Raw genomic sequence first — 13,839 nt, 5'->3', positions numbered from 1 at the left:
CTATAAACTTTATTTCGTAACTTTAAAATTCATTATAACAACTTTTATATTAATTGTTTCTCAAGATATAAATCCCATTGACTTTATTAATTCGTCATCATATGAAATTCCCCTTTCTACTATTTCATTTTTACACCAAACCTATAATGTGATTTTTTTTAACTTATAACAAATTTCCATCTCCTCATTCTTTGACTACGGGTAAATATCCCTTTTTTCAAAATTATAATCGCTTAATATATAGTAACAAGTATTTAAATAAATTTGTTTCTAAAAAAGGATAAAAATCCCGGTTGAATTCTGGTACAATCGAACTACAAAACTATAGTTTTGTTACTACATAGGGGTGAAAATTATGTTAGAAGTTGAAAGTATGTACATTCTCCATGAAGAACATGTGCGAAATATATCTAAAATTGCTTTTAGCAGATTCTTAAAAGAATTAAAGTTTAAGGCTTATGGAGCTAAAACCGCAATGGTTGATACTATTAACGAAGCTGTAAATGAAGGAACGCTTAGTAAAGAGCAATTAGGGCAGTTTATTGATTCTGAAATAAGATATGGGCACCATCGATTATTGTTTGTAAAAGACGTTGAGAAGAACTCAATTGCTTATATGAAATCATTAACTTATGAGGAAGTACAGCGGTTAATAATAACTAAGGGATACTCATTACCAGAGAATAATTTCATTGCAGATGTTCATTTTCCAACCGGATTACAAATCTGTGAGTTGAAGCGTGATGAAGACCAACTCACTTTAACCTATGCTAGGACTATTTCCTGTAACTATGATGGAGTGATTAGAAGAGAGACGGATTTTGCCTTTGTTACCATTAACTTTGAGGAGAGTACATTTACAGTTAGAATAAGACCACGCGGTGGAATAGTTGACAAAGATGGTTCTAAGCTTATAAAAGTCAACCAGAATGCATACTTTTATATTGTAGAAGACGCAATGAAAAAAATATTTAATGGATTGGATTTAATTAAGTCCGTACATTTCAAGAGAAGTATGTACAACATTGGAATCAAACTTACTGAAAGAGCTGAGAAGAAGTGGAGAAAGCAAGTAGAAGCAATTAAAGATGATGTCATAACAATATCTAAAACATTATCGAGCAAGTTGCCTGATATCAATCAAGAGGAATTTGATTTAGAATTTAGATTGACTCGGCTTTTAGAACGGGCACTAATTCAAAGTAATTTTGAAGAATTAAAAAAGAAAGAGGAAGGGAAGCTAGGTTGGGTTTCAAGTTTTGTTTTTTCAGATAACTCAGGAGGAAAAATAAAATCCTCTACAAAAGAAAATGGTAGGGCAATTGAATTATCAGAGTTATATTATGATACAAAAGACACCATAGATAAGGTGCGGACTTTTGATAAAATATGGATTAATTGGTTTGGTGAAGGAAAACGAATTATTGATACTAGAATTGAATGCACGCAAGAATATTATGAAATTCATTTCTTTAACTATATCTTAAATAAGGATGAACTTGACCATGTACTTTCCAAAATTAGAACACTTGCGCAAGGAGACTAAGGTAATTTTTACAGCCGTAGAAAAATTAGACGAATGGCTTGCTCTAAAACCTCAGATGTCAACTGATTATCTAAATCCTTTAGACTTTAGTTATCAAGCTTCTATTAACGAAAAGATAGCATTAAATTTATTTTCAATTTGTTGTAATGAAAAAATATTCAGAAAATATGAAGCAACCCCACTACTTAAAGTAAGATACATTGTAAGTTGTCCAAATTGCCATCAACCTTATCAGACCTTCTATTCATTAGAGGAAATTCCAAGAGAATATATTTACTGTAATGATGACTGCGATGGCTTTTATCCACTTCGTCATCCAGAGAGGATTGAAATCTACTTTGAATTGTTGGAAAGACCAGTAATTCAAGCTAAGATTCCAGACATTTTTGACATCCCCTCTACGGTTCCCCCACTCACCGCTGATGTTGCAGGATTAATGGAATATGGTCTGTGGGGGGACTTAATACAAGATGTTTAGGAACAGAATTAATTCAAGTGCTTTTATTATATTAGCTCTCTCAGTGGGTATTTCTTTTTGTGCCTACACCTTATTATCTGGGGATAAGGATTTTAATAAATTAAATTCAATATTATCAATATTCACAGCCTTAGGCACTTCAATGATTGGAGGTTACATCGCTTTCTATGCAAGTTATATACAGATTAAGGCAAACAGACAAAGTGAGGAATTGAAAAATATAAAACAAAATCTAGCCCAATGTTTGCTAGCCGAGTATGAAATAGAATATATAATTAAACTATTAAATAAATGCCTTGAGCGTAATGTTAAGTACTTAGAATTAAAAAAGCACTTAAGTTTTAACGCTATTGAAAGATTAAGAAACGAAAACATACTTCTTTTGGAAGTAGATAAAATTAAACAGTTCCTATCATTATTCAACAAATTAGCTCTGTTAAAATTAGCAGAAGATGAACAGAATGTTCAGAAACCTATTCTTGAAAGTATAATTACTGACCTAGAATCAATGCTAATAGTGATTGAAAATTATCAAGCCACTCTTTCTAATAATTATAAGTCTCCAAAAGAATTATGGTAGCTAGTTTGTAGTAATTTAAATAGGAATGTATAAGAATAATAATTAAATCCCCATAAGAGCTTTTATGGGGATTTAATTATTTAATATGTAATTTCAACCTAATATCCTCTAAACGATCTCAGAGATAGAATATTATTGTGCTATTTTTACAATTGTCAGAAAGAAGTATGATTTTATTTATATTATATACCTTATCTGAAATGTGGGAGGGGATATTCGTCGGAACGGAATCAGAACGAGCAAATCGGGGCTACGTTAATAATATTCTAAGATAAGAGAGAGCCTACTTCTGGTAAATTGCTGAAACTTTTGCAGCTCTAAGGCTGAGCCCATTTTTGAAGTTTGTGTATTATAACATTTTTAATTAGAAAGGAAAAATCAATAAACTCCCTCCTCTTAATGTTTTAATAATTAACAAAATGTGAAAAACGCAAAAAAAGCGAGATTATTGTAATCTCACTTTTTTGCATGGAGAGAATTCGATTTTCTTATTAGTTTGCCGGATTATTTCTTGTCATGATTACGCTTTGCCATGTCCGTCTGACCCAGAATGTAATCGATGCTTACGTTATGAAAATCCGCTAATTTGATTAATACCGTACTTGGCACATCCAAATTACCACTTTCGTATCGAGAATAAGTGGTTTGCGAAATATGCAGGTAATCGGCCATCTGTTGTTGCGTTAAATCTCTGTCTTCGCGCAAATCCCGAATTCGTTTATACATCGTATATCACCCAAGCAAAGTTTAGTTTATGCGAAAATTGCATATTGATATTTATGCGCTTTTCGCATAAAATTTATGAATAATGATAGGAGGGAGCCAAAAAGCATCGATGGAGAATGAAATGAAAATGAAAGATCAAGAGGGGAAGCTTCTGATTGACGTTATCCTAAGCTCGGAGAAAATTGTAAATGGTAATGGCAAATTAGCCTTAGCAATCAGGGAAGCCATCCCTGCTGGAGAGATAGAGAAGATCAAACAGCTTCGTTCTATGTATTTTTATTTATTTGAAAGCTCGCTTAAACGACTGAATAAAAATGAGCGGGAATTTATTCGGAATCATGTTGATTCTTAGAGTGAGTGATAAGGCGAATGCGATACACATATGGAAAAGAAAAAGCTGACACCGGAGGAATATCGAGGCGTCAGCTTTCGTTCGTTACTCAGAACTGGAGTACGATCATCTGATGGCAAGCCCATGTGGGAACCGAGTAGCTTAAGGTACCATTCTCCTGATGGAAGGGAAGTGCAGTCCCAGGAGCCAGATATACTTCCCGAACAGGCTCTCCTGTGACAATGGTAACCTGGGTGTCCACAAGAGGGAGAAGATCCTCTATAACCTACCACTCTAGATCATTATGTTCCTTGTTACAGCTGAGAATGACGACTTCGTATAGTACAATCTCTACATCTTTATTTAGAAGGTGATGGGATGCTCGTACTTGAACTGCAAGTCCCGCCGTTTCCTCAGCTGGCTACGATAGGCCATACGGTATGGAAGCCGGGGATCGTACACGCCAAGCGTCGATTTGGGGTGTTTGACATGATTATCTACGCCAAGGGCACGCTGTACATGGAGGAGAATGGAGTTGAATATGAGGTGGAGCAGGAGATGCTGCTGGTCCTTGAACCGGGAAAATACATCACGGATACCGTCCCACAGAAGATGAGACCGAGGTATATTGGATTCATTTTCAGTATCCGCTGTCCCCGCAGCTGGTGGAGAAGAACAACTGGCAGCAGCCTCTGTTAAAGCGGACGGATCAGGATACGGAATCTCATCCTGCTATGATCGACATTCCTAAATTTTCCACTGTAGATTTGCGAACGGTTGTGCCATTATTGACAGATATGCTTGTACTGTACAGTGCGCTTACACCATACCGATCGTTTGAGCTGCATAATTTGTTCGGTCAGCTTCTCCTGCAATTGCAGAACGGCATGAGAAAGAGCAGTCCGCATGCCCGATCCTATATTCTTGGCGAAAAGGTGGCTTCCTACTTGGCGAATCACCTGGAGCAGCCCTTTGATTCGGGAGAGATGGAGCGCGAGCTGCATTATCATTTTGATTATTTGGCGCGCTGCTTGAAGCAATACTCGGGGATGAGTCCGCTGCAATACAGACATCATCTGCAGATTGAGCGAGCTAAACGGCTACTGAAACATTCGGAGCTGTCCCTGATCAAAATCGGAGAGCAATGCGGCTTCCAGGATAATAACTACTTTACACGGTTATTCAAACGTCAATCGTCGTACACCCCCGGGGAATACCGGAAGCAGTATCAGGTGTTTCATGTGGATTCTTCCTAGCTAAAATAGCGTATAGCATGAGCATGTATGAAACTGCTGATTCGAAGGACAATTCAATTTGAGGTGGAATTATTTATAGCACATTATTGAGAGTAGATCGATCTGACATTCCAAAGGCAGCCAGCACGCTGGCGCAAGCTTTTGCAAAGGATGACCCTTTATATCAACATATCTTGCCTGATGAGACAACGAGGCTCGACGCACTGAATATTTTTTTTCAGTGCTATATTGAAATGTTGTATCCTTATTCGGATGTATTAACGACGTCTAAGGACTACGAGGCCGTGGCATTGGTATTCCATTCGGAGCGACAGGCAGGAACACTGCTCTCTAACGTCAAGTATGCGAAACAGATCGGGGTTGCCATAATCAAATCCTTGCCGATTTGCCGAATCATTGGGATACGAGGATTTGTTCGAGGACTAACCATTTTGCGCAGCATGAGTTCAGTTTGGCTATCGATGCTGGGCGACCGGCAGTATATGCACTTGGATATGATTGCTGTGCAGGAAGGCTGCCGCGGACAAGGATACGTTTCGAGGATCATAAAGCCACTGCTTGCAGAATGTCATACGAAGAATATCTTATGTACGTTGGAGACACAGACCCCAAGCAACGTACCCATTTATGAGCACTACGATTATCGCATGGTCAAGGTCATTCCGTTACCCAACAGTTCACTCCGGCAGTATTGCATGGTGTACACGCCGGATGGTCTTCAGCAGCATGAATAGCCTGCAGGAACGTTTGCAGATAAGTTGGAAAAAGAAGAGGGTTCATTATAAAAAAACTGCCGCCTCGCGTTACGCAAGGCGGCAGTTTTTTTGATTTCTTGCTTATTGTTGAACAATTGCGATAATTTCGTCTTCAAGCTCAAGTCTTACCTGTTCGCTGTATGCGCGAATGTTGTACTCGGAGTGCAGGTAGCGAAGAATCGCTTCAATGAGGTTAGCCTCAATCAAATACTGGGTTCTTCCGCTTACCCATACTTCCGCCGTATAACCGGTATCCTCATCCCAGCTAAGCTCAAGCGATACATCTGTCGGTTTGACGCCTCTGCGTTCCGCCTGGTGAAGACAGACCGCATTGATGATTTCGTCCATGCTTAGAACCATGGATTAGTACCGATTATTATTGTTATTGTTGTTGTTGTCGCGACGCTCGTTTTGTTGACGACGATTCTTCACGGCGCGTACAACAGCCATAACGACCATAATCAAAGCCCAGATTGCAATGAGGTTAATCAACAATCCCATAATTTCGCCCATGAAGCCCATGCCAGCGAACATTCCGCCGAAGAGCAAACCGGCAAGACCACCGATCATGAGACCTTTCATCAAGCCGCCGCCGCTAAAGAATCCGCGTTTGGTTGTGTTGGCTGCTCCTGTGTTATTGGAACGGTTGTTGGATTGTTGCACATTATTGGTATCATTCTTTTTCGGAGTGCTGTTGTATGTCTTATTACCGGATTTGAAACCGCCGCCGCCTCTTCTGGCATCTGCGGAATCTGGTGTCAGCGCTACAAAGAACAGTGTAATCGCTACAAGAATAGTCAATACTTTTTTCATCGTGTTCTGTCGAACCTCCCAGTGAATTTAGAGTAATAAAGAGTACTACGGACGAGTCACGATAAGGTTTCAAAATTTGTGCGACCATGTTTTGAGGCGGTTGAGCGCTGCTGCTGTTTTAATAAATCCAGTACCCAATCACACCATTTCAGCTCGGTCTCAGCCATCATCAATCCTTTGGTAGCGAGTACATAATTGCTGAACGCCTTGCTTCCAAGCTCTCGGGTTTCCTCCGGAATCCCCTCTAAAATCTGCTCGTAATAACGCTTTTTCTCCAGATAGCCAATTCTGCGGTCCTCGAAAATATCAACGGCGATGCCGATCTCCGCTAACCACAGGCAGAAGGTTCGAAGAGAAAGTTCATCTTTGGTGACTGCGGGAGCAATGGGTTGGTACATCCATTCGCGCAGCTTCTGCATGCCCTTTTCGGTAATCGCATAGATTTTCTTGTCCGGTTTATCACTTTGCTGGACCCAGTGAGAGGACAACAATTGCTTCTCCTCCATGCTGGACAGCAGGGGATAAATTTGACTGTGTTTGGCTTGCCAAAATGGCTGTATGCGAAGCATCAAATCGTATCCTGATGATTCTCTTCTTGCTAGTAGTCCTAACAAGCCGTATGACAACGTATTCATGGACATAACTCCCTTTGAAACGCATATCGTGGACACTAAGGTTGGGATGGAAATCCGCCTATCGGTCCGGTTGATAAAAAGTGTACACTGAAACTGTATGGTTTGACAACTGGGGGAGGGTTCTTTCTCTCTGCTTTTGGTAAAATTGTGACTAAAAAAGCACAAACGCCTCAGCGCTTGTGCTCCAATTTGACTTTGAATGATTTATTTGTTCTCGTAACCTTCGACTACCAGATCAAGCGCGCCTGTGTTAGGGTCGATAACCATGCCGTGAACGGGTACGTTTGGCGGAAGCAGCGGGTGTTTTTTGATCAGGTCAACGGTGTTTTTTACGCCGTCTGTAATGTTATCGAAACCGCGAAGCCATTTGGACAAGCGGATGCCGGAATTTTCAAGCGTGGAGAGAACTTCATCCGAGATCCCGCGGTCTCTCATATGCTGGATCATATCCTCGGCGTTCAGGGAAGCCATGCCGCATTCATAGTGGCCTACTACGATTACTTCTTCCGCATGAAGCTCGTACAGTGCAACCATAACGCTCCGCATCACACTGCCGAAAGGCTGGGAAATGATAGCGCCGGCGTTTTTAATGATTTTGACATCGCCATTCTTGAAATTCATTGCTTTTGGAAGCAGTTCGACGAGCCGTGTATCCATGCAGGTGATGATGACGAGTTTTTTCTCAGGAAAACGACCGGTCAGATAGGATTCGTATTCTTTGTTCTCTACAAAGCTGCGGTTGTGTTCCAAAATGCTGTTTAGGTGTTGTTCCATGGATATTCTCTCCTTCGTTTCGATCGTCGTTTATAGTTGTTGCACTCGGGTATCTATAATCTGAATATTGGTGCCGTAATGTTGTCCGCTGCTGTCAAGGCGGAAGGAGCACACGCCGGGATCGGCGTCAAGCTTCATCTTGTCCTCGAAGAAAATTTCCTGCCGACGGTTTACAATAAAAGGCACAGGGCTTCCCGTATCTACAGTGATATCATCCACTGTAGGCTCATCTACAATTCGCAGGCTTGGAACGCCGTTGACGGCACATCCGCATCCCTCCGTGTCATAGATCAGCCTGATGGTGCCTGGCTTGTCCCCAAGTTTATCCTTCAGCTTCTGCTCGGCTTGGGGGGTGAGTTGAATAATCAAGGCATCCTGACACTCCTTTATATGTAGAATGTTATTTATTCTTTCTGGAAGTTGATTATATACCTTGTAAAAAGTATCATCAATAGAGTATAAAAGATTCCTATCACTAAAAAAAGAAGGTGAGCCCGTATGGCAGTACAACATTCACAGCAATGGGAACAATTTGATCGATTGGTTCGCAAAATCATGAGCTACTACGAAGCTATAGGCCTACTTCATTGGGATTTACGGACAGGTGCTCCCCGCAAAGGAACCGAAATTCGTTCCGAAACGATCGGGGTTCTATCTACAGAAGCATTTAAACTGCAAATCTCGGAGGAGATGGGACAGCTTCTGTCTTTTTTTGCCGAGCCGGAACAGGCAGAGCAGTTGGATGATCGCAAACGCCGCATGATCGCGGAAGTGCGTAAAATGTACGACCAGAGCAAATCCATTCCCCCTGAACGCTTCCAGGAATATTCCATTCTTGCCGCCCAATCGGAAACGAAGTGGGAGGAAGCGAAGAAGAATAGTGATTTCGAAGGTTTCGAGCCATACTTAACCAAAATCGTAGCGTTCAAGCAGGAGTTTATCGAATATTGGGGCGTGAAGGATACCCGATACGATACACTGCTTGATATGTACGAGCCGGATCTGACGGTGGAGAAGGTGGATGCCATCTTCGAACGTCTGAAAGCGCGTCTGGTGCCGCTGGTCCATGCAATCCAGGAGTCTTCCTTCAAACCGGAAACAGCTTTCTTGAAACAGCTGTTCCCAAAGGAACAGCAGGAGAAATTCAGCTTGTTTCTGCTGGAGCAAATGGGTTATGACTTTGAAGCAGGACGCCTGGATGAGAGTGTGCATCCATTTGCGACGGGTCTCAATCCTGGCGATGTGCGCATTACGACCATGTATCTTCCGGATGACGTGCTCAGTGCGGTATTCAGCTCCTTGCACGAGGGCGGGCATGCACTATATGAGCAAAATATCGACAAGACACTGGCAGGCACGCCGCTCTCCGGCGGCACCTCCATGGGCATTCATGAGTCCCAATCCCGTCTTTGGGAGAATATGATTGGCCGGAGCCGCCCGTTCTGGCGTCGTTATTTTGCGGACCTCCAGCAGTACTTCCCTGAGCAATTAAAGGAAGTGGACGTTGAGCAATTCTATCTGGCTGCGAACAAGGTAGAGAACTCTTTGATTCGTATTGAGGCAGACGAACTGACATATAACCTGCACATCATCATTCGCTACGAGATCGAGAAAATGCTCTTTAACGAAGGATTGGCTGTGAAGGATCTTCCGGAAACCTGGAACGCGAAGTATAAGGAATACCTCGGCATTATGCCGACAAACGATGGAATGGGCGTGCTGCAGGATGTTCACTGGTCCGGCGGTGATTTCGGATATTTTGCATCCTATTCGCTGGGTAACATGTATGCTGCCCAAATGCTTCACACGATGCGTAAAGAGCTGCCGAACCTTGACCAGTTGATTGAAGAGGGGAATTTGGCTCCAATCAAAGAATGGCTGACAGACAAGGTTTACAAGTACGGCAAGAGCGAGAAACCTTCCGAGATTATTGTGAGAATCACAGGAGAAGAGCTGAACCCGGACTATCTGGCGGATTATCTGGAAGAGAAATATAAAGAGATTTATAAGCTTTAATGGATGAGACGCAGCCCTTGTGGCTGCGTTTTTTTTCTTTTACATAGGAAAAGCTCATTTGGTATTTTATCTTCTCCGCACATAGGGTACAGCGGCATGAGTGACACTGCCAGGCGTTTAACCTTTGGGCAGACGCATGCATATGTTGAAAAGAAAAGTTTGTTCAAGGGAATGGAGGGTTACCATGAAGCGTCAAAAATGGTGGGGGCTGGCGTTATCGATGCTGCTTGTTTGCGGAGTAGCGCTTGCCGGGTGCGGTGGCGGTGGATCGGCCACAAAAGTCAAGATTGGCGAAGTGACACGTTCGATCTTCTATGCTCCGCAGTATGTCGCGTTGGAGAAAGGATTTTTCAAGGAAGAGGGGCTTGATGTGGAGCTGCAGACGACCCCGGGCGGTGACAAAACTATGACGGCATTGCTGTCAGGAGCTATCGATGTGGCGCTAGTCGGCTCCGAAACCTCGATTTACGTCTATCAGCAGGGCTCTGAGGATCCTGTCATTAACTTCGGTCAGCTGACACAGACGGATGGCACATTCCTGATGGCCCGGGACGGATCAGGCGCGTTTGATTGGAACAACGTGAAGGGTAAGGTATTCCTGGGCCAGCGCAAGGGCGGAATGCCGCAGATGGCAGGCGAGTTCACACTGAACAAAAAAGGGATTGACCCGCACGGTGATCTCGAGCTGATTCAGAACATTGATTTTGCCAATATCGCATCAGCCTATGCTTCCGGTACGGGTGAGTTTGTGCAGCTCTTTGAGCCGCAAGCCTCCATCTTCGAAAAAGAAGGCCGGGGTAAGGTGGTAGCTTCCTTCGGCGTGGAAAGCGGACATCTGCCTTATACGGTGTTCATGACCAAGCAGAGTTATATCGACAAACATGACGCAACGGTTCAGAAGTTTACCAATGCCCTCTACAAGGCACAGCAATGGGTGGATGCCAACACTCCTGAGGATATTGCTGATGCCATCATGCCTTATTTCAAGGATAGCGACCGGGATATCGTCGTTTCTTCTGTTAAACGGTACAAAGAGCAGGGGAGCTACGCAACCGATCCGATCGTGGATGATGCAGAATGGAACAATCTGCTGGACGTGATGGATCAAGCCGGCGAACTGAAAGAGCGGGTAGCTCCTGAGAAGATCGTTAACAACACGTTTGCCGAGAAAGCGAAGTTAGCGAAATAATGACGTACTCCTGATCCATAGAACGAAAGGAGAGAGCACCATGGTACCGGTAGTTGAATTGAATGATATCGCTCACGTATATGTCACCGATCGGGAAGCCTCTCTGGCTGTGGAAGGAATTCACTTGAAGGTGGAGCCCGGCGAATTTGTCAGCCTGGTTGGACCTAGCGGTTGTGGCAAGACGACCATATTGTCTGTCATTGCCGGCCTGCTGCAGCCGTCCAAAGGAGCCGCTTACGTGAATGGCGATCCGATATACGGGCCGTCACCGGAGGTGGGATACATGCTGCAGCAGGACTATTTATTTCCGTGGCGGACCATTATGGATAACGCCTTGATTGGTTTGGAATTGACGGAACGATTGAATCCGGAGAGCCGCAGCGCCGTGCAGAATCTGCTCAGGGAGATGGGGCTTGGCGACAGCGGCAATCTGTATCCGTCACAACTCTCAGGCGGGATGAGACAGCGGGTCGCACTCGTTAGGACCTTGGCAACGGATCCCGGTCTGCTTCTGCTCGATGAGCCATTCTCCGCATTGGATTATCAGACGAAGCTGCAGCTCGAGGATTTGATTGTGGAGACTTTGAAAGAGCGGGGAAAGACCGCCATTCTGGTGACCCATGACCTGTCGGAGGCCATTGCGATGAGCGATCGGGTCATTCTCTTAAACCGCAATCCCGGGCGGATTCACCGGTTATTTGATATTCCGGAGAACATCCGACGGGCGCAGCCTTTTTTTGCCCGCAAGGAGCCGGGCTTTAATGAATTGTTTCATGAGATTTGGGGCGAAATGCAAACCATCGGGAAGGAGTGAAGCCTATGACAACAAGGCATGAGCCTTCTGCTTCTTCTTCGAAGGGCTGGCTCCAGGATATCTATGTTAAGCACACAAAGAAGAAGAAAAGCATCCGGAATCGGGTACTGGCGGTCCAGCTTAGCTTGCTGCTGCTGTTTTTTATCTGGTGGGAAGCGGCTGGAAGATGGAAGTGGATTGACGTGCTTTTATTCAGCTACCCGTCCAAAATCTTCTCTAATATATGGGGCAACATGGTTAGCGGCGAGTTGTGGGGGCATCTGGGGATCACGGTTGGAGAGACGGTTGTCGGGTTCCTGCTGGGCACGCTTGTCGGCACGCTGCTGGCTGTCTTGATCTGGTGGTCACCGTTTCTTAATAAGGTTCTGGACCCTTACATGGTTGTGTTCAACAGCATGCCGAAAGTGGCGCTGGGTCCTATCTTTATTGTCATGTTCGGCGCCGGCTTTACCGCTATCGTGATCACTACATTATCCATTACGGTCATTGTGACCACCCTTGTGGTATACAACAGCTTTAATGAGGTGGATTCCAATCTGATCAAGGTTGTCCGTACTTTCGGCGGCACCAAGCGTCAGGTCTTTCAGCGTGTCATTCTGCCGGCATCCTATCCGGCCATCGTGTCTACACTGAAGGTCAATGTGGGCATGGCATGGGTCGGTGTCATAGTCGGTGAATTCCTGGTTGCGAAATCGGGTCTTGGTTATCTGATCATGTACGGCTTTCAGGTATTCAACTTTACGCTCGTCCTATCAAGCCTTCTCATTATCGCTGTCGTGGCCACGGCCATGTATCAAATCGTTGTATATATAGAAAGAAAATTGTTAACTCATCGTTAAAGCGCCTTGTCTTGGGCAGGTTCCCTGTATGGTTGTCTATGGCATGAAAATAGGCTAGGATGAAGTAAAACCATCACAATCGCCTGGAGGCTCTTCATCACATGGGATTTCGTGTCATCAAAACGGCCGCGGCAAGCCTGCTTGCCATTTTAATTACAGATGCCTTAAATATACCGGGGGCTACGTCCGCCGGTCTTCTTGCTATACTCGGCGTGGACGTCACGCGCAAACGGAGTGTGCGCTCCATATCATCCAGGTTCTTTGCTTCGCTGCTGGGACTGCTGCTGGCGTGCATTCTTTTTTATTTTCTCGGCTTTCATTACTGGGTTCTGGCACTCTACATACTTCTCGCATTCCCTGCGATTTCAAAAGCGAATTTCAAGGAAGGAATCGTTACCAGCTCCGTCGTGGTGTTTCGAGTGTTTCAGGGCGAAGAGATTGGCTTCGACATTCTCCTTACTCAGGTTGAGTTACTAATTATCGGCCTTGGGTCAGCGATGCTGGTGAACTTGGTGTACATGCCAAACAGTGAGGGAGCGATGATGGAGATCCGCCGCAGGGTGGACGGGCTCTTCTCTGTCATTTTCAATCATTTCTCGCTCACGCTGAGAGACCCTGAACATATATGGGACGGTAAAGAACTGATTGAGGCCAATCGGCAGATCGAGCGGGGAATAGAAGAAGCGAAGCGGGCATCGGAGAATCAGATGATTCATCCGGACGGCTCTTGGAACATATATTTCTATATGCGGAAGGAACAGATGGAGAACATCCAGAGCATGATGCATCAGATATCGCAGGTGTACGAGCGTCTTCCTCACGGGGTGCTGACCGCTGAAATTTTCGATCAATTAAGCAAGGATGTTGTTGCTGAAGGATATACGGGCAAGTCCGAAGGTCTGCTGATTGAGCTGGAAGACCGGTTCAAGGAAATGGATCTCCCGACCACCCGCGAGGAATTCGAGGTCAGATCCGCGATTCTGCAGCTCTGCCATGAGCTGGAATACTATTTGAATATATCGAAGAAGTATAAGGCACCCACGGCAAAAAAACCGCAGAAGCGTGCGGATTCGGCCCCGTAGCTCAG

18 protein-coding genes are annotated in these 13,839 nt (G+C 44.3%); 12 read left to right on the top strand and 6 right to left on the bottom strand.

What is annotated here, in order from left to right; translation table 11 throughout:
* Positions 1–355 precede the first annotated feature (355 nt).
* From WDY75_RS19270 to WDY75_RS19260, 3 genes are read left to right on the top strand one after another with little or no spacing between them, the layout of a single operon-like run.
* Positions 356–1,546, top strand: a complete 1,191-nt coding sequence (locus WDY75_RS19270) for a hypothetical protein (protein ID WP_063479239.1) — start codon at positions 356–358, stop codon at positions 1,544–1,546.
* Positions 1,506–2,024, top strand: a complete 519-nt coding sequence (locus WDY75_RS19265; RefSeq protein WP_063479240.1) for a hypothetical protein — start codon at positions 1,506–1,508, stop codon at positions 2,022–2,024. Before WDY75_RS19270 ends, WDY75_RS19265 begins: the two co-directional genes overlap by 41 nt.
* Positions 2,017–2,604, top strand: coding sequence for a hypothetical protein (locus WDY75_RS19260; protein WP_063479241.1), 588 nt, complete (start codon positions 2,017–2,019; stop codon positions 2,602–2,604). The genes WDY75_RS19265 and WDY75_RS19260 overlap by 8 nt, the downstream gene beginning before the upstream one ends.
* A gap of 504 nt (positions 2,605–3,108) precedes the next feature.
* Here the strand turns inward: WDY75_RS19260 and WDY75_RS19255 are convergent.
* A complete protein-coding gene (locus WDY75_RS19255; protein WP_063479242.1) occupies positions 3,109–3,330 on the bottom strand; it encodes a helix-turn-helix domain-containing protein in 222 nt (73 codons plus the stop codon).
* 109 nt (positions 3,331–3,439) lie between these two features.
* Here WDY75_RS19255 and WDY75_RS19250 point away from each other — a divergent pair, with 109 nt between their 5' ends.
* From WDY75_RS19250 to WDY75_RS19235, 4 genes are all read left to right on the top strand, one after another.
* A complete protein-coding gene (locus WDY75_RS19250; protein ID WP_063479243.1) occupies positions 3,440–3,682 on the top strand; it encodes a hypothetical protein in 243 nt (80 codons plus the stop codon).
* Positions 3,683–4,039: 357 nt separating this feature from the next.
* On the top strand, positions 4,040–4,360 hold the full coding sequence (locus tag WDY75_RS19245) for a hypothetical protein (protein ID WP_063479244.1): 321 nt from the start codon (positions 4,040–4,042) through the stop codon (positions 4,358–4,360).
* Positions 4,327–4,917: a helix-turn-helix transcriptional regulator gene (locus WDY75_RS19240; protein ID WP_063479245.1), complete on the top strand. Its 591-nt coding sequence runs from the start codon at positions 4,327–4,329 to the stop codon at positions 4,915–4,917. Before WDY75_RS19245 ends, WDY75_RS19240 begins: the two co-directional genes overlap by 34 nt.
* Before the next feature lie 284 nt (positions 4,918–5,201).
* Positions 5,202–5,651 (top strand): GNAT family N-acetyltransferase, encoded by a 450-nt coding sequence (locus WDY75_RS19235; RefSeq protein WP_338840504.1) that lies wholly within the window; start codon positions 5,202–5,204, stop codon positions 5,649–5,651.
* 102 nt (positions 5,652–5,753) lie between these two features.
* On the opposite strand, the gene WDY75_RS19230 is transcribed toward WDY75_RS19235, so the two are convergent.
* The 5 genes from WDY75_RS19230 to WDY75_RS19210 form a co-directional block, all read right to left on the bottom strand.
* Positions 5,754–6,032, bottom strand: a complete 279-nt coding sequence (locus WDY75_RS19230) for a YxcD family protein (RefSeq protein ID WP_006209626.1) — start codon at positions 6,030–6,032, stop codon at positions 5,754–5,756.
* Positions 6,033–6,035: 3 nt separating this feature from the next.
* Complete coding sequence (locus tag WDY75_RS19225; protein WP_006209627.1) at positions 6,036–6,485, bottom strand: hypothetical protein; 450 nt, start codon at positions 6,483–6,485, stop codon at positions 6,036–6,038.
* Positions 6,486–6,541: 56 nt separating this feature from the next.
* On the bottom strand, positions 6,542–7,120 hold the full coding sequence (locus WDY75_RS19220) for a PadR family transcriptional regulator (RefSeq protein WP_036637524.1): 579 nt from the start codon (positions 7,118–7,120) through the stop codon (positions 6,542–6,544).
* Between the two features lie 204 nt (positions 7,121–7,324).
* Positions 7,325–7,894: a beta-class carbonic anhydrase gene (locus WDY75_RS19215; protein ID WP_006209629.1), complete on the bottom strand. Its 570-nt coding sequence runs from the start codon at positions 7,892–7,894 to the stop codon at positions 7,325–7,327.
* Between the two features lie 30 nt (positions 7,895–7,924).
* Positions 7,925–8,263, bottom strand: coding sequence for an iron-sulfur cluster biosynthesis family protein (locus WDY75_RS19210; RefSeq protein WP_036637526.1), 339 nt, complete (start codon positions 8,261–8,263; stop codon positions 7,925–7,927).
* A 129-nt stretch (positions 8,264–8,392) separates the two neighbouring features.
* Between WDY75_RS19210 and WDY75_RS19205 the strand changes: the two genes are divergently transcribed.
* The 5 genes from WDY75_RS19205 (at position 8,393) to WDY75_RS19185 (ending at position 13,834) form a co-directional block, all read left to right on the top strand.
* On the top strand, positions 8,393–9,910 hold the full coding sequence (locus tag WDY75_RS19205; protein ID WP_006209631.1) for a carboxypeptidase M32: 1,518 nt from the start codon (positions 8,393–8,395) through the stop codon (positions 9,908–9,910).
* 184 nt (positions 9,911–10,094) lie between these two features.
* On the top strand, positions 10,095–11,099 hold the full coding sequence (locus WDY75_RS19200; RefSeq protein ID WP_006209632.1) for an ABC transporter substrate-binding protein: 1,005 nt from the start codon (positions 10,095–10,097) through the stop codon (positions 11,097–11,099).
* A 40-nt stretch (positions 11,100–11,139) separates the two neighbouring features.
* Positions 11,140–11,913, top strand: a complete 774-nt coding sequence (locus WDY75_RS19195) for an ABC transporter ATP-binding protein (RefSeq protein ID WP_036637528.1) — start codon at positions 11,140–11,142, stop codon at positions 11,911–11,913.
* A gap of 5 nt (positions 11,914–11,918) precedes the next feature.
* On the top strand, positions 11,919–12,752 hold the full coding sequence (locus WDY75_RS19190; protein ID WP_006209634.1) for an ABC transporter permease: 834 nt from the start codon (positions 11,919–11,921) through the stop codon (positions 12,750–12,752).
* 101 nt (positions 12,753–12,853) lie between these two features.
* Positions 12,854–13,834, top strand: a complete 981-nt coding sequence (locus tag WDY75_RS19185; RefSeq protein ID WP_006209635.1) for an aromatic acid exporter family protein — start codon at positions 12,854–12,856, stop codon at positions 13,832–13,834.
* The last annotated feature ends 5 nt before the right edge of the window (positions 13,835–13,839 follow it).

It is taken from the genome of Paenibacillus glucanolyticus, assembly GCF_037333485.1.
In the GTDB taxonomy this organism is placed as follows: domain Bacteria; phylum Bacillota; class Bacilli; order Paenibacillales; family Paenibacillaceae; genus Paenibacillus_AQ; species Paenibacillus_AQ glucanolyticus.
The sequence above is the reverse complement of the archived record's forward strand: the minus strand, read 5'-3'. Positions and strand labels throughout refer to the sequence as shown.